A 21,866-nucleotide genomic window follows, 5' to 3' on the forward strand; every position below is an offset into this window, starting at 1 on the left:
CTCGAAGCTGAAGAGGTCTTCCCATCAGGGACAGCGCCGGATCGCCGCCCTGCCGGCATCGGGCCTCCGGCTGGAGTAGCTCCGCAGGCACCGAAGCCGAGACGAGAGCCGGGGCCTTGACCTGACGGTCTCGGCCCCGGCCTCAACTCCCCCACTGGGCAACGGAGTACCTGTCACTGTCAAAGCAGGGTGTAGACGCTGTCACTCACCCGGCTCCGGCGCGGTGGCCGGGTGCCCTTGAACCACGTCACCCAGGACCGCGGGAGGGCTTCGCGGTCCAGGACGAAGTCGTCGAGCACCAGGCAGTCGATATCTGACCTCAGGAAGCAGAGCAGGGCGTCGACGGGGGTGTGGACGATCGGCTCTCCCCGGAGGTTGAACGACGTGTTCAGGAGCAGCGGGCAGCCCGTCCGGTCGGCGAACGTCCGGATGAGGCGGTAGAAGCGCCCGTTCGTTCCCTCGGTGACGGTCTGCACACGGGCTGACTTGTCCACGTGGGTGATGGCCGGCAGCGACAGCGGCGACACGACCTCGCAGGTCTCCAGCATGAACGGCGACTCGTGGTCGAGCCGGAAGTGCTCGTGCGCGTGCTCGGCCAGCACAGCGGGCGCGAACGGCCGGAACGCCTCGCGCATCTTGACCGAGGCGTTGATCCGGTCCCGTGTGTCGTCGCCCCGTGGGTCGGCCAGGATGGACCGTCCGCCGAGCGAGCGGGGCCCGAACTCCTCCCGGCCGTGGTACCAGCCGATCACCTTGCCCTCGGCCAGTCGCCCCGCGACGGCATCGAGCAGACCCGCCTCGTCCCCGCGGAAGTCCGCGAAGGACTGGCCGGCGTACGCACCGAGCAGCCGGGCGATACCGTCGGAGTGCGTGCCGGAGCCGAGGAGCACCGAGGTCAGCCGGTCCTGTCGGGGCCGCTCCCCGGTCAGGCGCTGGTGGGCCACCGCCGCGCACCCGAGGCTGCCGCCCGCGTCACCGGCGGCCGGCTGCACGAACACCCTGGCGAAGGGGCCCTCCTCGACGATGCGGCGCACGGCGACGACATTGAGGGCCACGCCTCCGGCCATGCACAGGCTCTCGCTGCCCGACATGCGGTGGGCCTTGTCGACCATGCGCAGCAGGGTCTCCTCGGTCACGACCTGGATGCTGCGCGCGAGGTCGTGGTGGACCTTCTCGATCGCCGACTCCGGCACCCGCGGTGCCAGGCCGATCAGGGACGTGAAGCGCTCACCGAGCATGCCGTCCGGGTTGGTGAAGTCGAAGTAGTCCAGGTCGAGCCGGAACGACCCGTCCTCGGTGACATGGATCAGCCGGCCGATCTCGTCCCGGAACCGCGGTTCGCCGTAGGGGGCGAGCCCCATCACCTTGTACTCGCCCTCGTTCACCTCGAAACCGAGGTAGCCGGTGACCGCGCTGTAGAGCAGGCCCAGGGAGTGGGGGAACTCGACCTGCTCGGTCAGTTCGAGCGACGCGCCCCGCCCGACCCCCCAGCTGGTGGTGGCCCATTCGCCGACCGCGTCGACCGTCAGCACGGCGCTGTCGTCGAAGCCGGAGAAGTAGTAGGCGCTCGCGGCGTGGGAGAGGTGGTGGTCGACGAACTCGACCCGGCCCTCCCAGCCGAGCAGGTCCCGTATCTCCCTCAGCGGCCGGTCGGCGTCCAGGCGGTAGAGGGCGCTCGCGCTGCGGTCCGGGAAGGCCGGCAGCCCAGTCCACAGCTGGCGGTGGAGCTTCTTCGCCGGGTCCTCGTAATAGGCCACGCAGTCCACGTCGGTGATGCGCAGACCGGCTTGGTCCAGGCAGTCGCGCACGGCGTCGAGCGGCAGGTCGGGATCCTGCTTGCGCCGGGTGTAGCGCTCCTCGTGGGAGGCGGCCACGAGCCGGCCGTCGATCAGCAGCGCCGCCGCCGAGTCGTGGAAGTGGGCCGAGATCCCGAGGACCACGGGTCCGGCGGGTGCCGGAGTATGCGTGTTCTGCACGGTCATCGCGGGTCTCCCTGTCCGGCAGTGTGCGGCTCCGCCATCGCGACCGCGATCTTCCGGTCGCCGGCGAAGGGCTCCCGGCCGTGGCTGGACAGCATGTTGTCCACCACGAGGATGTCGTTCTGCTGCCAGTCGAAGCGGACCCGGCAGTCCGCGTAGCGGCTGCGCAGGTGGTCCATCACGTCGTCGGGGATGCGTCCGCCGTCGCCGTAGTACGCGTTCGTGGGGAGGCCGTCCTCGCCGGTCCCCTCGGGGATCAGCCCGTGCTCCTTGCAGCAGGCCTCCGCCTCGGCCCGGCTGTCGGTCCCGAACAGCTTGGCCCACGGGACGCCGAAGTCCGGGTGGTAGTTGCGCACCAGACTCCAGCGCCGGCGCGCGAACTCCTCCCGTACGCCAGGGTCGATCGCCGCGTACAGCCGCCGGGTGTCGGCCAGCGGTGTCGATCCCGGCGTCTGCGGCGCCCGCAGGCAGGAGAAGTGCAGCGTCATCGGCCAGGCGTCCGGGTAGGAGCACTCGTTGTGGAGGAAGATCTCCTCCTCGGCCGGGTGGTCGGTGGACGTGTACGCACTGCCCTGGACCGAGGTGCGCGGGGAGGACGCCTCGGTGCAGGTGAGCGTCTCCCCGGACAGCGCGTTGACGGTCGACTGCGATCCGTCGACACCGTCGATGTCGAAGCCGCGGAAGAGGAGCGCTCCATGGGTGCCGAGCGTCGAGCGGAGCTCGTCACGATCGTGCTCGATGGGGTCTACGAGGTCGGTGGTGGAACCTGCTTCCACCACCAGCGGCAGCACTGCCGGCGCGGGCATACGGTCTCCTGACATAACGGTGTTGCGGGCGGGCAGAGAGGTCAGACGGGCCGGTGCGGGACGTCCGGGGCGGGCGCCGTCACCCCGGCGGGCCCCAGGGCCTGTCCGAGAACCGATCCTCCGGACGGGCCCCGGCCGTCTGGTCCAGGAAGGGCGCGTCCGACGGCGACAGCGGCTGCAGGTCCGTCACCCAGGTCGCCCGCGGGTCGAACCGTGCGAAGAACGGCCGCCCGACCACCTCCGGGTCCCTGGCCTGCAGATAGCGCAGTGCGAGCGCGGACTGTCCCGCGATCTGCGTCACTCCGTCGACGACCACTTTGCCGCGGGTGGCGGACATCGACGGGCCGCGGACCGTGCGCGCGAGTCCGGTCACGGACGACAGAGCCTCCCGGTAGATCAGCCAGGCACGGACGAGCGGAACCTCGAAGTACTGGCGCGGACCGGTGTCCCGCTCCACGAACATGTAGTAGGGCACGGCATCGAGGGCGACGGCGCGCGTCCACATCTCCCGCCAGATGTCGGCGTCGTCGTTGATCGACCTGACCAGGGGCGCCTGGGTGCGGATCACGGCGCCCGTCGACCGGACTCGTTCGACGGCGCGCCGCACGGGCTCCGGGTGAAGCTCGCGAGGATGCGTCACATGAGCCATCACCGCGAGGTGCCGACCGCTTTCGCGAACCTCCTCGAACAGGCGCAGGAGGTCGTCGGCGTCCTCGTCGGCGGTGAACCGGTACGGCCAGTAGGTCAGGGCCTTGGTGCCGATCCGGATGTTCCTGATGTGCTCCATCCCCGGGGCGAGGAAGGGCTCCAGCGCGCGCCGCAGGCTGTCGGTGCGCATGATCAGCGGGTCGCCTCCGGTCACCAGGATGTCGGTGATCTCGGTGTGGTGCCGCAGGTAGGCGGCGAGCGCGTCGGCGTCGTCCTTCTCCACGGCCATCTTCAGCTCGGGCACCCCGACGAACTGTGCCCAGCGGAAGCAGTAGGTGCAGTACGCGTGGCAGGTCTGGCCCTGACGCGGGAAACAGAGCAGCGTCTCCTGGTACTTGTGCTGCACGCCCGAGAGCCGCTGCCCCTGCCAGACGGGGACGTTCTGGTCCGTCTGGCCCGCCGGGTGCGCGTTCAGCCCCGCGCGGATCTCCCGCACGGCGGGCGCGAGACGGGCGGGGCCCGCCTCCTCGCGCAGCAGGTCCGTCACGGTCTTCAGCTCGTCCGCGGCCAGCATGTCGGGCTGCGGAAAGACCAGCCGGAAGACGGGGTCGTCGTGCACGTCGTCCCAGTCGATGAGCTCGTCGACCACATACTGGTTGGTCCGGAACGGCAGGACCGCGGCCACGGCCCGTATCTGGAGCTTCGTCTCGGAGTCCGCCCCGCACCGGTCCAGCAGCGCGTCCAGATCGCGTGCCGAGTACGCCCGGAAGCGGGGCGCCGTCACGGCGCTCATCCGCGCCCCTCGTTCTGGCCAGCGGTGCCCGGCGCGACCGCGCGGGCGATCTCCCTGGCCGTGACCGCGGCATGGGACCGCTGCACCAGGGTGAAGTGGTCGGCGCCGGGCACGGTCCGGGTCTCAACCGGCGTACCCAGTGCCTCCTCCCAGCCGAGGGCCGGGGATGTCCCCTCCGGCCGCGTCTGGTCACCGGCGAGCACCAGCGTGAGCCGGGTGTCCCTGAGGCGGGCCCGCCGCATCCGGTAGTCCACGAGCGCGGTGGCGTTGGTGTCGAACACTGTGAACCTGCGGCGCAGTGACTCCTGCTCCTCGCCGGCCGTCGGCCGGTCACCGCTGAGCAGCGCGGTGTCGATCCCCTCGCCGGTCATGCGCTCCAGATCGCGAGCGAAGGACTCCACCCGGTCGGCGTCGGGGCCTGCGAAGTGCTCGAATGCCCTCGAGCCCGGCGCGTAGCTGTCCAGCAGCACCAGGGAGGCGGTGCGCACCCCCTCGAAGGAGAGCTGGCGTGCCATCTCGTAGGCGACGGCGCCTCCCATTGACCAGCCGGCGAAGTGGTACGGCCCCTCAGGCTGCACCTTGAGCACCTCGTGGAGGTAGGCGGCCGCCATCTCCTGGACCGAGGTGAACACGGTGCCGCCGTCAAGGCCGGGAGAGCGGACCCCGATCACCGTGAACTCGGCGGGCAGCGCCGACGCCACCTCCCGGAAGCACAGCACGTCGCCGCCGATCGGGTGCACGAGGAACAACCGTGCTCCCTTCGGTGAACCCTGCCGTAAAGTCAGCAACAGCTCGCTCGCCTGGTCGTCGGACTCCTCCCGCAACTGGCGTACCGACGCGGCCAGACGGTCGACGCGCGGCCCCTCCAGGAGCTTGCGCAGCGAAAGCGACAGGCCGGTCTTCTTCCGGATCCGGGTGAGCAGGATGGTGGCGAGCAGTGAGTGCCCGCCGACCGCGAAGAAGTCATCGGTGACGCCGAAGTCCTCGTGACCGAGGAGCTCGGCCCACATGGACGTGATCAGGGTCTCGGTGTCGTCCCGGGGCGCGACACGCTCCTGCAGGGCCGGGAACGAGGTGCCCCGGAGCGAGGACCGGTCAAGCTTGCCGTTGGGCAGCAGGGCGAACCGGTCGACGAAGAGGAACAATGAGGGGACGACGGCCAGCGGCAGCCGCTCGCGCGCGTGGCGGCGAAGTTCCTCCGTGGTCAGGGCGGAGCCGGCGGAGCGCACGACGTAGGCGACGAGCGAGCCGTCCGCCTCCTTGTCCGCCTCCACGTGGACCTGGCGCACCTGCGGATGGGTGGTCAGCTCGGCCGCAACCTCCGCGGGGTGCACCCGGACGCCGCGCACCTTGAGCAGGTCGTCGCTGCGCCCCTCGACGTGGATCTCGCCGAAGGCGCCGACCACGGCGAGGTCTCCCGTGTGATAGACGAGGTCGTCCGGGTCTTCCGACAGCGGGTTGGGACGGAAGTTCGAGGCTGCGCGGGCGTCGTCGAGGTAGCCCAGGGTCCGGTACGGCGTCCGGATGACGATCTCGCCGCGTTCGCCGGGACCGCGGACGGAGCCGTCCGCGCCCAGGACGACCGCCTGGGCGGCGGGCAGCGGCCGGCCGACGGGCACCGGTCCCGCGTCCTGCTCGGCCGTCACCCGGTGGAACGTCTTGATCATGGTCGTCTCGGTGGGCCCGTAGAAGTTGACGACTTCCGTGTCCGGGCCCAGCAGCCGCTCACGCAGCTCCTGGACGAGACGGCCGGTGAGGGGCTCGCCCGCGAGGCAGAGCAGCCGCAGGTCGGTGAGAGGCGTGTTGGCCCGGTCGGTGTCCCGCATCCAGGAAGCCACCACGCTGGGTGTCGTGTGGACGATGGTGACGCGCTCGCGCGCCAGCCAGTCCACCATCCGCGCCGTGTCGTCCAGGGCGCTCGTCGGCGGCAGGCACAGAGTGGCCCCCTGGGTGAGCGGCACGAAGACGTCGCGCAGGACTGCGTCGAAGGAGAGCGTGGTCAGCTGTGCCACGCGGTCCCCGGCGTGCACGCCGAACTCCGCCGCCTCCCAGTCGATGAAGTGGTCGAGGCCGCGGTGCGACCCGACGACCGCCTTGGCCTCGCCGGTCGTGCCGGAAGTGAAGAAGACGTAAGCCGGTTCCATGGGCCGGGCGGGGACGGGGCCGAGCGCCTCGCCCTCGCTCTTGGCAAGTTCCTCGAAGGAGAGGCGTCGCACGGTGGTGTCGCCCGGCACCTCGGTCGCGGTCGACGGCTCGGTGAGCAGAATCTGCCGGATGCCGGCCCTGGCCACCATGGCGGCGCGCCGTGGTTCGGGAAGACCGTCGTCCAGGAGTACGGCGGTGGCGCCGACGCCGACCGCGGCGACGAGGGCGGCCACGGTGGCGGGCGACTTGCCGCCCAGCACACCGACGCGCTGCCCCGCCTGAAGCTCCTGCGCGGCGGCCGCCACCGCGGCGGCCAGCTGCCGATAGGTCACCTCGCCTTCCGCCCAGGAGACCGCGACGGCGTCCGGGGTGGCGGCGGCCCGGCGCCTGAACCGCTCGGCGACGGGGACGAGGTCCCGCGTGGGAAGCGGCTCGGCGAACGGGTGGTCGGCGCGGTGTTCAAAGGCCAGCGGACGCGTCGGCTGCTCGGCGGCGAAGCGGAGCAGGCGCGTGAACCGCTCGCCGAGCGCGGCCGCGAACTCGGCCTGGACCGTGTCGGCGTCGTACTCGAAGTCCAGGACGGTGCCGGCCTCTCCGGGGCGCACCACCACGGTGAGGTCGAACTTGGCCGTCGGCGCCGTGCCGGAGCCGTCACCGGCTTCGGCGACCACGTCGACGGGACGCAGGAGGGCGGCCTCGGGCGGCAGTTCCCCGCGCGGTGGCATCCGCAGCATCACGGAGAACAGCGGGCTGCGGTCCCCGTCCCGGGCGGCGGCGACGGCCTCAACGACCTGCGCGTAGGAGACGTCCCGGTGCCCCGATGCCTCGACGAGCGTCGACTTGACCCGGCCGAGTGCCTCTTCGAACGTCGGGGTGCCCGCCATGTCGAAGCGATAGGCGTGCGTCCGGACGAAGAACCCGATGACGTCCTCGAACTCCTCGCGGTCCCGGCCCACGCTGTCGCTGCCGATGACGACCCGGTCCTGCGCCGCCGCCCGGGACAGGGCGTAGGCCAGGACGGTCATCATCGCCATGTACTCGGTGGCCCCGGACCTCGCGCACAGCTCGGCGAGGCGATCTGTCACCTCGCGGGCGACCGGAACCCGCAGCACCCGTGCCTGGTGCGGCCGTTCGCCTCGCACGGGACGTCCCCACGGCACGTCCGGGTCGGGGGTGCCGGCGAGCAGGTCGCGCCAGTAGGCCAGGTCGGCCTCTTCGCGCCCGCCAGTCGTCCGGCGCGCACGCCAGGCCACGTAGTCGCCGAACTGGAGCCGGGAGGTGTCGCCGTCCAGGTGCGTGTGCCGGTCGGTGCCGGCGAGCACCTCGTCGACCTGCTGCGCGATGAGACTCCACGACACACCGTCACAGCACAGGTGATGGACGGTCAGGCCGACGAGGAGCTCATCGTCCCCGACCCGGACCGTCCGGACCCGTACCAGCGGGCCGGCGACCAGGTCGAAGGCGGCGGCCGCCGCGTTCGACAGCGCGGCCAGGCCCGACGGCCTGTCGGCCACGGCCGAAAGGGCGGTGAAGTCGACGGCGGCCTCGCCCACGGACTGCACGGGGCGCCCGTCGACCTCGCGGAAGCGCAGTCGCAGCGCCTCGTGACGACGGCACACCGTGAGGAAGGCCGTGCGTACGGCCTCCTCGTCCAGGCCGGTGGGCAGCCGGAACACACCGGCCATGTTGTAGGCGGAGCCGTGGAGGTCCAGCTGCTGGAGGAACCAGAGGCCCTCCTGCTCGGGCGAGAGCGGCTGGTCGGCCTCGCGCGCGACGGGCACGGGCGCCGGTTCCTCCTCGGCCTGGGGGCCCTCCCGCAGCGCTCTGTCCACGGCCTGAGCGAGCGTGGCTATCGTCGCCGAGCGGTACAGGGTCGGCAGATTCAGGTCGGCCTCGAACGTCCGGCGGATCCTGGCAAGGAGCCGGGCCAGCATCAGCGAGTGGCCGCCCAGATCGAAGAAGTCGGCGTGCCGGGAGGTGATCTCCTTCTTGAACGCCTCGGACCACAGCTCGGCGACGCGCCGCTCCGTCGCGGTCCACTCGCCCTCGTCCGCCGCCTCCTCCGGCTGCTGCTCCGCCGTGTCGTCGGGGTCGGGGAGCGCGGACCGGTCCAGCTTGCCGTGGCCGGTGAGCGGCAGTCGCTCCAGGAGGACCACCCGGGCCGGGACCATCGCATTGGAGCCGGCCGCGGCCACGTGCCGCCGTACGGCGGAGGCGTCCACGCCCGCGCCCTGGGCCGGCACGACGTAGGCGACGAGCGCGGGGCCGTCGTCCCCGGCGCGGACCACGACGGCCGCGTCCTCGACCTCCGGCATGCGGGTGATCACCGCGCCGACCTCAGCCGGGTGGACGCGGACGCCGAGGACCTTGACCTGGTCGTCCACCCGGCCGTGGATCTCCAGGTCGCCCCGGGGGCCGATGCGGCCCAGGTCGCCGGTCCGCTGCACGAGGTCGGTGGGGTCGTCGGGGTTGAGCGGGTTCACCTGGAAGAGCGGGGCCTCTCCCACGGCCGGGCGCCAGGTGCCCCGGGTGAGGTGCGGGGTGCGGATCAGCACGTGACCGGGTTCACCGACGCCGCACCGCCGGCCGCGCTTGTTGACCACGAGCAGTTCGGCGCCGTCGATGCCCTTGCCCACGGGCAGGATGCCCGCAGGGACCTCGCCGTCCGGAACGGGGTACCAGGACTTGAGGATGGTGGCCTCGGTCGTTCCGTAGAGGTTGACGAACCGCGTGCCCGCGTCGCCGGTCGCATTCCGCCAGCGGTTGACGAGGCTGCCCGCGAGCGGCTCGCCGGAGAGACAGATCAGACGCAGTGCCGGGAAGCCCGTACCTGCGGGCTGCTCGGCCAGCAGCGTGGACAGCACGCTCGGCACCGTCTGGAGGACCGTCACCTCGTCCTCGCGCAGCCAAGCGAGTACCCGTGCCACATCGACGAAGGGCCGGTCGGTCGGCGGGAGGCACACGGTGGCGCCTCCGATGAGCGCCGGGAACAGGTCCTTGAACACCGCGTCGAAGGTGAGCGCGGCCATCTGGGCGACGCGGTCGCCCGGGCCGATGGCGAGGGCCTGCTGTTCCCACGCGCAGAAGTGGGCGAGCGCCCCGTGCCAGCCCAGGACACCGCGGGGCTCGCCGGTGGTGCCGGAGGTGAAGCACACGTACGCGTCCGCGGAGGCGGCCACGACGGGCAGCTGCACGTCCCCCGCCGTCGGCTGCTCCAGCTCGGCGAGCCGGACCACCGGCGGGGAGCCGGCGCCCGGCTCCCACGTTTCGTCGGTCGTGTCGACGAGCAGCGACGGGCGCGCCCGTTCCAGCACGTCACGCACCCGGCCCTCCGGCTGGGTGACGTCGATCATCACCAGGATCGCGCCGGCCCGCAGGACACCGAGCATGGCCACGACGGTCTCCGGCGACCGGCCGCCACGGACCGCCACCACGTCCCCGGGGGTCACCTCCCGCGTCCGCAATGCCCGAGCCGTCGCGGAGAACCGCTCCACGAGCTCCTGGTACGTGTGGGACCGAGTGCCTCGGACCAGTGCGACGGCGTGCGGGAGCCGGGAGGCCGTGGCCTCCATCAGGGCGGGGACGGTGGTGCTCTCGACCAGGTGCCGTGACGGCGTCGTCGACGTGGTGGGACGGTCGTCGGCGTACGTCATCTCAGTGTGAGTCCAATCGTGTGGTCAGGATTGCCCTGAGGGCCGGTCAGAGGGCTATCTCGTCGACGTAGGCGTCGGGCTTGTCCACCGCGGCCTCGACGAAGGAGGCGAGCTGGCGGGCCATGAGCGCGGCGCGCTCGCTCGAGATACGGCCCCGGGCGTACACGAGGCGTGCCTCGTAGCCCTCGGTGAGCGGGAAGACCTCGAACTTGAGGTCGTAGTGCGTGTGCCGGGGCGGGAACTGGTGGACCCGCACGGTGACGCCGTCGGCCTGCCGTTGCCACGCCGGCATGTTCTGGAAGACGAACAGGTTCTGGAAGAGGGGCAGCCGGTCGGTGCCCCGGGCTGCTCCGACCTCAGCGACGATGCGCTCGATGGGCACCACCGAGTGCCGCTGGCCCGCCACGACGCTGGTCCGGGCGCGGTCCAGCACCTGGGCGACTGTCGCGTCCTCGTCGATCTCCAGACGCTGCGGGACAGTCGTGACGAAGTGGCCGGCCAGGTCGGCGACCCAGGGCGGCGTCCGGTTCGCCATGGGAGTGCCGACGACCACGGTCTCCTGGCCGGAGAGCCGGGCCAGCCATACCGTGTAGCCGGCGAGCAGGGCCATGAACTCGGTGATGCCGTGCTCGCGGCACAGGCGCTTCAACCGGGCCGGGAAGTCCGGCGACCAGCGCAGCGCGACGCTGTCGGCGGGCACGCTGAGGGAGGGGCCGCGCGGCTCGTCCACCGGCAGGTCGAGCCCGTCCGGCGCGTTCGCCAGTACGGTGCGCCAGTGCCGCAGCGACTCCTGGACGGCGGCCCGGTGCTCCCGGAGGGTCTCGTGCGTGCGCTGCCACGCCGCGTGGTCGACGATCTGCAACCGTGCGTCCTCGGGCCCGCGGTCCGGTTCGGTCAGCAGTCGGATCAGCTCATCGGTCAGCAGCGACCAGGTCCATCCGTCCGCGATGATCTGGTGGGTGACCATCACGAGCAGGTGGTCGTTCGGGCCTAAGGTGACTCCGTGGGCCCGCAGCGGTGGTCCGGCGGCGAGGTCGAACGGCTCGTACGCCGTCTGCGCCACCAGTCGGCGCACGGCCGCGGGATCCGCGGACAGACCGGTCCCGTCCGTCCACTCCAGGGCCGGGAGCTGTGCGCCGACGACGGCCCGCGGCTCACCGTCCACGGAGCGGAACGTCGTCCGCAGCACCTCGTGCCGCCGTACCAGACCGGCGAAAGCCTCCGACACCCGCTCGGCGCTCACCCCGGTGATCCGTAACGCGGTGGGGGCGCTCATCGCGGTGCTTTCGGGCTCCAACTCCTGTAGGAACCAAAGGCGTTCCTGGTAGCGGTTGAGCGGCAGCTCATCACTGCGCGGTACTCGCGACGGCATCTTCGTCGTGTCCGTGCCTGCGGCGGAGAGCAGAGCGCGCAGCCGGTCGAGGGTCGGTTCCGCGAAGAAGTCGGCCAGGGCGACGGTGCCGCCGAACTCCTCGGCGACGTCGGCGAGCAGCCGCACGGCGTGCAGCGACGTGCCGCCCGCGTGCAGGAAGTGCGGCTCGGTGGAACCGAGCACGCCGGCCCACAGGCGTTCCAGTGGGTCGGCGCCGTCGGCGGCCTGCGTGCTCCGGTCGGACCGCTCCTCGATGATCGCGTGCAGTGCCGCCACGTCGGCCTTGCCGTGCGCGGTCTTCGGCAGGGAGTCCACGGGTGCGAGGCCGGCCGGTATCGAGCCGGCCGGCAGGATGCCCAGCAGGTCATCACGCCATCCGGACCACGGCACGCCGGGGACCAGGACGGCGACGGCGTTCAAGCGTGCGACGCCGGCCCCGTCGACACGCGTCACCACGACGCACTCCTCCACGTAGGGCAGCGACTGCAGGGCGGCTTCCACCTCGCCCAGTTCGATACGGACGCCGCCGATCTTCACCTGGCGGTCGTTGCGGCCGTGGTAGAGGTACGCCCCGTCCGGACGCCGACTGGCCAGGTCGCCTGTACGGTACATACGGCGGGTCGGGTCGGCCGGGTGGGGCACGAAACGCTCGGCTGTGACCTCGGGCAGGTTGAGGTAGCCACGAGCGACGCCCACGCCGGCGATGCACAGCTCACCGGCCTCGCCCGCCGGCACCTGGGCGCCGTCCTCGCCGACGACGAGCAGTTCGATGCCGGTGATGGGGTGGCCGATGGGGACCGGTGCGGTGGGCGAGGCGTTCTCGGCGCACTGCCAGTGGGTGACGTCGACGGCGGCCTCGGTGGGGCCGTAGAGGTTGTGGAGTTCGGTGTGGGGCAGCCGCTCGAAGAACCGCCGGGCGAGGTCTGGGCCGAGCGCCTCGCCGCTCACCATGACCGAGCGCAGCCGCGGGCAGTCCCCGGGCCGCACCTGGCGCAGAAACTCCGTGAGCATGCTCGGTACGAAGTGCGTGACGGTCACCTGGCGCTCAGTCAGGAACTGTGCCAGGTAGCCGGGGTCCCGGTGCCCGTCGGGCGTGGCGAAGGCCAGTTCCGCTCCGGTCATCAGGGGCCAGATGAACTCCCACACCGAGACGTCGAAGGTGTACGGCGTCTTCTGCGCGACCACGTCCCCAGGCCCGATGCCGAAGCGGTCCTGCATCCACCGCAGGCGGTTGACGATGGCGGCATGCTCGGTCATCACGCCCTTGGGGCGGCCTGTGGAGCCAGACGTGTAGATGACGTAGGCGAGGTGGTGCGGCGCGGCGGAGTCGATCGGCGGCGCCTGGCCGGGCGTCCGGTGACTGCGGGGCGTCAGACGCGGCACTCCGCTGCCGGCGAGTGACCACAGCCGGGACGACTCCTCGGTCACGACGGCTGCAGGCGCGGCGTCCCGCAGCATACCGAGGATCCGCCGGTCCGGGTCGGTGGTGGACAGCGGCAGCCAGGCCCCGCCCGCCCGCACGACCCCGACGATCGCCACGGCCAGGTCGACCGAGCGCTCCAGCTGGAGCGCCACGATCCGATCGGGCCCTACGCCCGCCGCCACGAGTGTCTCGGCCAATGCGGCCGAGCGGGCATCGAGTTCGCGGTACGTCAGGGCCTGCCGGTCGTCAGAGACCGCACGCGCGTCGGGTGTCCGGCGGAACTGCTCGACCAGCGCCGCACCCAACGACTCCGGAACGGTACGACACACCGTGTTGTCCCCCTCATAAGTACCCTGTCGGCGGGCCGACCAAGATCGCCCCGGCCATACACGACACGGAACCATGGCACGTCAGAGGCCGTTTAGGTAGATCTATATTTGGTCAATGAATCTTTCCTTGTGTTGATCAACTGGTGATGTAATCTGCCTCAGTCCCGCCCGGGCGGCAGCCTGCCGCACCAGGGCGGATGTTGACGTAGAGCCGTACCAATCAACTCTGGGAAGGGTGTTGACGGTGTGTGGACTCGCGGGCTTCGTCGGGCCACGACATGATCTCCGGGCGGCGCGCGAGACGCTCGACGCCATGAGCGCGGTCATCGGACACCGAGGACCGGACTCCACCGGATTCCATGTCGACGAGACCGTGGCGTTCGCGTTCACACGGCTGGCGATCAACGACCTCGGAGCCGGCGACCAGCCGATGTACGACGAGAGCCGGCAGATCGTCGCCATGACCACCGGCGAGATCTACAACTACCGCGAACTGCGTGACCTCCTCGTCGACCGGGGTCACACCCTGCGCACGCGCTGCGACACCGAGGTGATCCCGCACCTCTACGAGGAGTTCGGCCGCGACTTCGTCAGTCGGCTCGACGGGCAGTTCGCGGTCGTGCTCTACGACCACCGTGAGCAGCTCTTCATCGGCGCCCGCGACCACTTCGGCGTCACGCCGCTGTTCTACGCACACCAGGGCGGCGAGTTGGTCTTCGGCTCCGAGATCAAGGCCGTGCTGGAGCACCCCGCGGTGCCGCGCCGCGTCGACCTCGTCGGCCTGGACCAGGTGTTCACCCTGCCCGGTCTGGTGAGCCCGCGGACGATGTTCGAGGGCGTCCACAGCGTGCCGCCCGGCACCGCTGTCGAGTTCCGCCCCGGTGACCGGCCCAAGGCCTGGACGTACTGGGACCTCGCATACCCGCGCACCGACGCCGACTTCGAACGCCACGACGAGTCGTACTACGTCCGCCGGGTCGAGGACCTGCTGGTCCGTTCGGTCGAGAAGCGTCTGCAGTCCGACGTGGAGGTCGGCCTCTACCTGAGCGGCGGCCTGGACTCCTCCCTGGTCGGCGCGATCATGCGGCATCTGATGCCGGAGGCCGAGATCCAGTCGTTTGCGGCGGCCTTCCCCGAGCGGGAGCTCTCCGAGAGTGACTACCAGCGGTGGATGAGCGGTGTCCTCGACACCCGCCACACCGAGCGCTTCGTGCACGGCGAGGAGATAACCTCCCGGCTGCGCACAGTCGTACGGCACACCGAGTGCCCGCTGAAGGAGTCGTTCAACTCGGCCGCCCACGCGCTGTCCGAAGCCGTGCACCGCGCCGGGGTCAAGGTGGTGCTCACCGGACAGGGCGCGGACGAGCTGTTCGGCGGCTACATCGGCTACCGCTTCGACCAGGTCCGGCGCGCACAGGCCGCGGGCGGCGTCACCGACCTGCGGGAGGCCAGGATTCGCGAAGGCCTCTGGGGGGACGAGAACTTCTTCTACGAACGCAACGACGCCGGATTCAGGGCCACGAAGGCCCGGCTCTACTCGGCGCCGGTGCGCGAGCGGCAGGACGAGATCGACTGCCTCGGTCACCCTTTGGTCGACCGCGAGCGCCTGACCGGCCTGCACGATCTGCACCGCCGTTCCTACCTCGACCTCAAACTCCGGCTGGCGGACCATCTGCTCGGCGACCACGGCGACCGCATGGTGTTCGCCAACTCGGTGGAGTCCCGCCATCCGTTCCTCGACCGGGAGCTCGTCGAGTTCCTCGCGACCGTGCCGCCCGAGCTGAAGCTGAAGGGTCTTGAGGAGAAGTACCTCCTCAAGCAGGTCGCCCGGGACTGGATTCCGCGCCGGATCGTGGACCGCGAGAAGTTCGGCTTCACCGCGCCGGGCAGCCCGCACCTGATCCGGCAGGACGACCCCGCCATCGAGGCCCTGCTGTCCCGCGAACGCATCGAGGCGGACGGCTACTTCGATCCGGACCACGTGGAGCGGCTCGTCCGCGAGTACGGCACGCCCGGGTTCCGCATCAACGTTCCCTTCGAGACCGACCTGTTGATGACCGTACTCACCTTCAACCTCCTCCTCGACCTTTACGACCTGCCCGCATACTCCGCCTGACGGCGATTCAGGCGCGCGTCGGGCAGCCCTGCCCGGACCCACATTGCCAAGGGGACAACGGATGCCGCCGACCGATCCGACTCACAGCATCACCGAGCGACTCAGCCACGCCCTGTCCGGACCGGAGGGGACCCTCGCCCTGGCCCGGATGCAGGTGCTGGGCCGACCCGTCGAGCGCTCGACGGAGCTGGCCGCGCCCCAACTGTCGCAAACCGAAGTGGGCGTGTGGCGCCTGGCGGACGGACAGTTACGCCGGGACACCGAGCGCCGGGACGAATGGCGCTACTGGGCCGACCGGCCGGAGATACCCCTGCGCCCCGGACACCGCCTTGTCGCCGTGCTCGGGGAGTCCGCGACCCGCGGCTACTTCTTCGACCCGGCGTACTCGCTGGCCGGGCTCGTCGACGCCGCCCTCGACGGCACCGGCGTGGACGTCCTCGACCTCGCCCGCACCAACTGCTCCCTGGCGGAACTCCTCAAGACGGCCGCCGAAGCCCTCGCCCTCGGGGCCGACGCACTCGTGGTACACGCCGGGAACAACTGGAACAACATCGACCCGACGCCCGTGGAACGCCACGAACTGGCCCTGCTGCTCGAAGAGGGCGGCTTCCCGGCGGCCGCGGCGTCCTTCCGGGATCTCGTCACCGAGGTCGCCGCGAGCGCGCTGGACCTGCTGCGCGAACTGGCGGGGAAGGTCCCCGTCGTCCTGGTCGTCCCGGAGTTCAACCTGGGCGACTGGACGGACGAGCCGATCCTCGACTGCCCCGCCCTGCCCGCCGGACGGATGCGGCGCTGGCTGAGTGCCCGGGACGAGGCCGAGCGGGCTCTGCGGGACGGCGACCTCGCCGGCGCCCGCACGGTCGTCGCCGAAATGGCCGGGCTCGACGGCGGCTCCAGTCCTGTCTCCCACCGCCTGGCGGCACGCTGCGCGGCCTCGCCCGACGAGGCACTCACCGCGCTCCGGGCGGCCAAGGACGCGGTGGTCAGCCCCTTCGCCGTCCACTCCCCGCGTACCCTGACCTCCGTGCAGGAGGTGATGCGCCACAAGGCCGAGGAGGCCGGGTTCCACCTGGTCGACCAGGCGGCCCTGTTCCGGGAGGGCGACGCCGGCGCACCCGGCCGCCGGTACTTCCTCGACTACTGCCATCTCACCTTCGACGGCCTGCGCGCCACGGCCCTGGCCGTGGCGGAGGCCCTCGGCAGCGCCCTGGAGCTGCCCGAGCGGCCGGGCGCCGGCGGCGTTCCGGTCCGGGCCGCGGCCGACCGGCTCGCCCTGGCCCATTTCCTCGCCGCCGTGCACAACGCCCACTACGGCCAGCCCGAGGACGTGCTGCGCCACCACCTGACCCGAGCGCTCGATGCCGACGCCTCGGTCGCCGGCCGCTTCGAGGACTACCTCGACTACCAGACGAGGACCGCCCCGAACTGGATGTGCTCCTCCTACGAGCGCTCCACCCAGGACCCGGCGTTCCGGCGCTACATGGTGGTCGGCGACGGCCGGCTCAACGGCAAGCTGGCGGACCACGGCCTGCGCGAGGTCATGCTCGACGCACTCGAAAGCAGGGGCGTCCCGGCGCGCCGGCGCTACGAGAACCTGCTTGTCGCCGAACACGTCGGCAACACCGACCTGCTGGCCGACGCGAACCTCGCGACCACGTTCAACGAGCGTCGTCAAGCCGGCGTCGGCCCGCGGGTGGCATACCTGCGGGCGAGCTCCCCCTGCACCCGGTCCACCCTGGTCGTCGACGAACCGGCCCCGCTCGTCATCGAAGCGACCTGGCGGCTGCCGGCCGAAGTACCGGCCGCGTCGGTGTCGGTCGCCGTGAACGGACACGTGGTGGGCACAGCCGAGGCGGGCACGACGTGGACGACCCGGAGGTTCACCGTGGCCCCGGACATCCTGCGCCGCGGACGCAACACCGCCGAGATCCGCTGGCCGGAGGGAGGCGACGGCACCGACACGCTCGTCGCCGGGGCCCCGGCCCGCCTGGAGTGCGGCGAGAACGTGCCGAGTCACCCGGTCCACGGCCACGTCCACGGCTGGTCCGCGACCCGGGCCGTGCCCGCCGCGGTCTGACCGCCCCCGCCTCTGCGTTCCGACAGACAGGAGAGTCCCTTGCGCTTCAGCGTCATGTTCTTCGCCTCCGGTGAGGCGGCCCCGCGGGAGACCTGCCGGACGGTGCTGGAGACCAGCCGTCTGGCCGACGTACACGGCCTGGACGCGGTGTGGACTCCCGAACGGCACTTCGACCAGTTCGGCAGTGTGTTCCCCAACCCCGCGCTCACCAGCGCCGCGCTGGCCACCGCGACCGAACACATCCAGCTGCGGGCCGGCAGCCTCATCTCTCCGCTGCACCACACGGTGCGCATCGCCGAGGACTGGTCCGTCGTCGACAACTGGTCGTCCGGCCGTGCGGCAGTCTCCTTCGGCTCCGGCTGGAACGCCAACGACTTCGTGCTGGCCCCCGAGGCCTACGAGTCGCGGCACCAGGTGATGCTGGAGCAGATCGACACGGTGCGCGCCCTGTGGCGAGGCGAGGACGTCGAGCTTCCCAACGGCACCGGGCAGCCCTTCGCGGCACGCCTGCACCCCAGGCCCGTCCAGCCGGAACTGCCGATCTGGATCACCTCGTCGGGGAACCCGCGGACCTTCCAGGACGCCGGGGTCCGCGGCCTCAACGTGCTGACCCACCTGATCGGCCAGAACCTGGACCAGCTCGCCGAGAAAGTGGCCCTCTACCGCAAGGCCCGCGCGGACGCCGGCTTCGATCCGGCCACCGGGACGGTCTCCCTGATGCTGCACACCCACCTGGACGACGACCCGGAGGCCGCCGAGGCCCGCAGCCGCGCACCGTTCCGCGACTATCTGCGCTCCGCGGTGAAGCTGGAGCTCCGGGCCGCTCAGGGCGGCGGCACCATCAGCGGCGGGCATGTCCTGCCCGACGACGAGATACCCGAGGACCTCCTCGACGAGTTGCTGGACGCGACCTACGAGCGTTATCTGCAGGGCGGCTCCCTGATCGGCTCCCCGGACACCTGCCGGGGCATGGCCGACCGGGTGGCGGCGGCGGGTGTCGACGACATCGCATGTCTGCTGGACTTCGGCGTGCCCAGCGAGCGGATCCCCGCGGTGATCCCGCTGATCGCCGCCCTCGCCGGCGAGAGCGGCTCCGGACGTGAGGTCGTCGAGAGTGCGCACTGACCTCGCCCTGTGGGCACGTCTGCGCGATGTGCTGATGCTGCAACGGCGTGAGACCAGACTGCTCCTGGCGAGTGTGACCGCCGACTCCTTCGGCACCGGCATCTTCACGGCGACTTCGGTCCTGTTCTTCACCACCGTCCGGGGCTTCAGTGTGTCCGCCGTCGGCCTGGCGATCTCCCTGGGAAGCCTCTGCGCGTTCTTCCTCGGCCCCCGCATCGGCGCCCTCGCGGACCGGGTCGGGCCGCAGAAGAGCCTCATCGTGCTGTTCGGCGTACGCGCCGTGGGCTACGGCCTGTACCTGCTCGCCGAGCAGTACTGGCTGTTCGTGGTGCTCGCCTGCGTCGTGACCACGGCCGACCGGGCCAGCCCTGCCATCAACCAGGCCCTGATGGGCCGGCTGTTCGAGGCCAGGGACCGGGCGACGATCCTGGGCACCGTGTTCTCGGCGCGCAACGGGGCGATCGTGCTCGGGTCGCTGGCCGCCACCCTGCCCGTCGTCACCGGCTCCAGCGCCCTGTACCTGGTGGGGATCGGGGTCAACGCCGCGTCCTTCATCGTCGCCGCGCTCCTCGTGGCCCGGCTGCACGTCCCGAAGGCGGAGCCCGCGGCCACCGGCCGGGACAAGGAACGCCGCGGCGGACTTTCCCCCTTGCGCGACCGGCGGTACCTGGCCATCACGGTCGTCAACGGCGTGGCCCAGACGCACAACACGATCCTGTCGCTGGTGCTGCCCCTGTGGATCGTCCACGCCACCAGCTCTCCCAAGTGGAGCCTCACCGCGCTGCTCGCGCTCAACGGCGCGCTGGCCATGGCGGCTCAGGTACCGGTGAACCGGATGTTCGCCGACTTCTCCGCCGCTCTGCGCGCGTCCGCGCTCGGCGGTGTCGCCATCTGTGCCGCGTGTCTCGCCTATGCCGGGGCCGGGGCGGTGGGCGACGCCTGGGTGGCGCTCGCGGTCCTCGTGGTCGCCATGCTCGCCCACACAGCCGGGGAGAGCCTCTTCATCGCGAGTACACCGCTGTCCTTCGAACTCGCCCCGAAGGAGTCGCTCGGACGGTACCTGTCCTTCTACAACCTGGGCCGGGTGGGCCAGGACCTCGTCGGGCCGCTGCTGATCGTGGGGCCGCTCGTGGACCGGGGCGCCCCCGTGTGGGTGCTGGTCGGCGCGGTCGTGCTGCTAGGCGGCCTCGTGCCGTGGACCCTCCTCAGGGACGACGCGCTCGCCGTGAACGGGCGGTCGGCACGGTGAGCGCGGTCACCTCCGGGTACCGGACCGCGACGCAGGCACCCGATCCGGCGGCGTCCGGCATCGTCGGTGTGCTCGGCGGCATGGGGCCGGCCGCCACGGCGGACTTCTTCGCGAAGCTGGTACGGGAGACGCCCGCCGCCAGTGACCAGGAGCATCTGCGGACGCTGGTGTGGTCCGACGCCACTGTGCCGGACCGCACCGACGCCATCCTGTGCGCCGGGCCCAGCCCGCTCCCCCGCCTGCTCGAAGGGGTGCGCCTGCTCCAGTCCGCGGGGGCCGCAATCATCGCCATGCCCTGCAGCACCGCGCATGCCTTCCTCCCGGAGCTGCGGCGGGCCTCGGCGGTCCCCGTCCTCAGCATGATTGACGCCAGTGTGCGGCGGCTGCGCGCGGCCGCGCCGTCGGTCTCCCGGGTGGGGCTCCTCGCCACCACCGGCACGCTGGTGACGGGCCTGTACCAGGAGAGTCTGCGCGAGCAGGGCATGGACGCGGTGGTCCCCCCGCCGCTGCTTCAGCAACGGTCCGTGATGCGGGCCGTGCGGCTGATCAAGGCCGGCGAGCTGGAGGCCGCCGAGCAGGCACTGGCCCCGGCGGTCAGAACCGTCGCCGGGGCCGGAGCGGGCATGATCGTCGCAGCATGCACGGAACTCCCCCTGGTGCTCGGTCACCGGGCCGAGAACCTCCCCGTCTTCGACCCCACCACGGCACTGGCGCAGGACGCCGTGGCGCTCGCCAGGCGTCTTCCGCGCCCCGACCACACGAAGGAATGACCATGAACACGCGTGTCTGTCTCGTCTCGCCCAAACCCCCGATACTCCAGCGGGCCAGGCGGCTGAAGCTGGACGTGGTCTGCGTGTACACCCCCGAGGAGTTCCGCAAGCTCCCCGCCGACGCCGTGCACGACGAGATCTGCCTGGTGCTGCGGCACCAGTCCGACCCCCGGGAGCTGGTGGACTCCGTCCGTGCGCTGCACGACCGTACGCCGTTCTCGGCCGTGGTGACCGTTCAGGAGGAGGGCGTCATCACCACCGCCCTGCTCAACGACGCCCTCGGCCTGAACGGTGTCTCTGCCGAGACCGTGGCACTGCTGACCGACAAGTGGCACATGCGCCGGCACACCGCGGAGCTCGGCGTCAGCACCGTGCGGGCGGCCGTCGCGTCGAGTCTGGAGGACATCAGGGAGTTCGGTGCGGCCCAGGGATACCCGTTGATCGCCAAGCCGCTGGGCGGCTCCGCGAGCATCGGCATCCACAAGATCGACAGCCCCGGGGCGGCCGAGTCCGCGTACGCCACGCTGAGTGGGCTCGGCCTGAAGCAGTTCCTGCTGGAGGAGTACCTCGAAGGCCCGGAGATCAGCGTGGACGCTCTCTCCTTCGACGGCCGTCACGTGCCGATCGCCATCGCGGACAAGATCACCGGAACTGGCTTCGTCGAGTTCGGGCACGCCATTCCCGCCCAGCTGGCCCCCTCCCTGGAGGAGGAGGTGTGCCGCACGGTGTCCGACTTCCTGGACGCGGTCGGCCTCCGCAGCGGTCTGTCGCACACCGAGCTGAAGCTCACATCGGCCGGGCCCCGGGTGGTCGAGAGCCACAACCGGCGCGGGGGCGACCGGATCAACACCATGACGCACGCCGTCTACGGCATCGACCTGGAGGAGGCCGGCCTCGCCTGGGCCACGGGTCTGCTCCAGCCGCTCGCCGAGCGTCCCGCGGCAAACGGCGGAGCGGCCGTCGTCTTCTTCGAGGCCGAGCCCGGCCGCCTGGTCGCCATCGAGGGCGCCGATGAGGCGCGCGCCCACGCCGGTGTCGTCGAGTTTCACCTCAATTTCGAGGTGGGCCAGCTCATCCCACGGGTCCGCTGGTCGCTGGACCGGGCCGGGTATGTGGTGGTGACGGCCGAGACGGCCCAGGCCGCACAGGAGCTGGCCCAGTCGCTGGCCTCCCAGGTGCGGTTCGTGACCGAGCCCGACCCGGCGGCCGAGGAGGACGGTGCGCAGGGGCTTCGCCGCCATCGCGACCTCGTGGCAGAACTCAATCAGGTCCCCCACGTCGATGCCCTGACGTAACGACACGACGTACGAACTGGGCAGGGCAACACCCTTCTGAGGGGTCGCTCTGCCCAGTTCTCCGGTGGCGATGCTCCGCTTGCGTC

At 71.3% G+C, this 21,866-nt stretch carries 11 protein-coding genes; 6 read left to right on the forward strand and 5 right to left on the reverse strand.

Annotated elements, in window-relative coordinates:
* Positions 1-179: 179 nt before the first annotated feature.
* The 5 genes from I3F58_RS06305 to I3F58_RS06325 form a co-directional block, all read right to left on the reverse strand.
* Positions 180-1,982, reverse strand: coding sequence for a carbamoyltransferase N-terminal domain-containing protein (locus tag I3F58_RS06305; protein WP_240107230.1), 1,803 nt, complete (start codon positions 1,980-1,982; stop codon positions 180-182).
* Positions 1,979-2,785 carry a TauD/TfdA family dioxygenase gene (locus tag I3F58_RS06310; protein WP_240107231.1) on the reverse strand — a complete coding sequence of 269 codons (807 nt, stop codon included), beginning with the start codon at positions 2,783-2,785 and terminating at the stop codon, positions 1,979-1,981. The genes I3F58_RS06305 and I3F58_RS06310 overlap by 4 nt, the downstream gene beginning before the upstream one ends.
* A gap of 79 nt (positions 2,786-2,864) precedes the next feature.
* Positions 2,865-4,226 carry a KamA family radical SAM protein gene (locus tag I3F58_RS06315; RefSeq protein ID WP_240107232.1) on the reverse strand — a complete coding sequence of 454 codons (1,362 nt, stop codon included), beginning with the start codon at positions 4,224-4,226 and terminating at the stop codon, positions 2,865-2,867.
* A complete protein-coding gene (locus I3F58_RS06320; RefSeq protein ID WP_240107233.1) occupies positions 4,223-10,024 on the reverse strand; it encodes a non-ribosomal peptide synthetase in 5,802 nt (1,933 codons plus the stop codon). The genes I3F58_RS06315 and I3F58_RS06320 overlap by 4 nt, the downstream gene beginning before the upstream one ends.
* A 46-nt stretch (positions 10,025-10,070) precedes the next feature.
* A complete protein-coding gene (locus tag I3F58_RS06325; RefSeq protein WP_240107234.1) occupies positions 10,071-13,124 on the reverse strand; it encodes an amino acid adenylation domain-containing protein in 3,054 nt (1,017 codons plus the stop codon).
* 268 nt (positions 13,125-13,392) lie between these two features.
* On the opposite strand from I3F58_RS06325, the gene asnB reads away from it, so the two are divergent.
* The 6 genes from asnB (at position 13,393) to I3F58_RS06355 (ending at position 21,780) form a co-directional block, all read left to right on the forward strand.
* Positions 13,393-15,264, forward strand: coding sequence for an asparagine synthase (glutamine-hydrolyzing) (asnB, locus tag I3F58_RS06330; protein WP_240107235.1), 1,872 nt, complete (start codon positions 13,393-13,395; stop codon positions 15,262-15,264).
* Between the two features lie 61 nt (positions 15,265-15,325).
* Positions 15,326-17,341 carry a hypothetical protein gene (locus tag I3F58_RS06335; protein ID WP_240107236.1) on the forward strand — a complete coding sequence of 672 codons (2,016 nt, stop codon included), beginning with the start codon at positions 15,326-15,328 and terminating at the stop codon, positions 17,339-17,341.
* A gap of 39 nt (positions 17,342-17,380) precedes the next feature.
* Positions 17,381-18,466, forward strand: coding sequence for a MupA/Atu3671 family FMN-dependent luciferase-like monooxygenase (locus I3F58_RS06340; RefSeq protein WP_240107237.1), 1,086 nt, complete (start codon positions 17,381-17,383; stop codon positions 18,464-18,466).
* Positions 18,456-19,715, forward strand: coding sequence for an MFS transporter (locus I3F58_RS06345; RefSeq protein ID WP_240107238.1), 1,260 nt, complete (start codon positions 18,456-18,458; stop codon positions 19,713-19,715). Before I3F58_RS06340 ends, I3F58_RS06345 begins: the two co-directional genes overlap by 11 nt.
* On the forward strand, positions 19,712-20,485 hold the full coding sequence (locus tag I3F58_RS06350) for an aspartate/glutamate racemase family protein (RefSeq protein ID WP_240107239.1): 774 nt from the start codon (positions 19,712-19,714) through the stop codon (positions 20,483-20,485). Before I3F58_RS06345 ends, I3F58_RS06350 begins: the two co-directional genes overlap by 4 nt.
* 2 nt (positions 20,486-20,487) lie before the next feature.
* A complete protein-coding gene (locus I3F58_RS06355) occupies positions 20,488-21,780 on the forward strand; it encodes an ATP-grasp domain-containing protein (RefSeq protein ID WP_240107240.1) in 1,293 nt (430 codons plus the stop codon).
* Positions 21,781-21,866: the final 86 nt, after the last annotated feature.

The organism is Streptomyces sp. MUM 203J (assembly GCF_022414595.1).
Taxonomy (GTDB): domain Bacteria; phylum Actinomycetota; class Actinomycetes; order Streptomycetales; family Streptomycetaceae; genus Streptomyces.

What these genes read in the sequence shown, in the direction of transcription:
- I3F58_RS06310 (WP_240107231.1), bottom strand. Translation starts at nt 2,785, where the DNA reads ATGCCCGCGCCGGCAGTGCTGCCGCTGGTGGTGGAAGCAGGTTCCACC.
- I3F58_RS06315 (WP_240107232.1), bottom strand. Translation starts at nt 4,226, where the DNA reads ATGAGCGCCGTGACGGCGCCCCGCTTCCGGGCGTACTCGGCACGCGAT.
- I3F58_RS06335 (WP_240107236.1), top strand. Translation starts at nt 15,326, where the DNA reads ATGCCGCCGACCGATCCGACTCACAGCATCACCGAGCGACTCAGCCAC.
- I3F58_RS06305 (WP_240107230.1), bottom strand. Translation starts at nt 1,982, where the DNA reads ATGACCGTGCAGAACACGCATACTCCGGCACCCGCCGGACCCGTGGTC.
- I3F58_RS06320 (WP_240107233.1), bottom strand. Translation starts at nt 10,024, where the DNA reads ATGACGTACGCCGACGACCGTCCCACCACGTCGACGACGCCGTCACGG.
- I3F58_RS06355 (WP_240107240.1), top strand. Translation starts at nt 20,488, where the DNA reads ATGAACACGCGTGTCTGTCTCGTCTCGCCCAAACCCCCGATACTCCAG.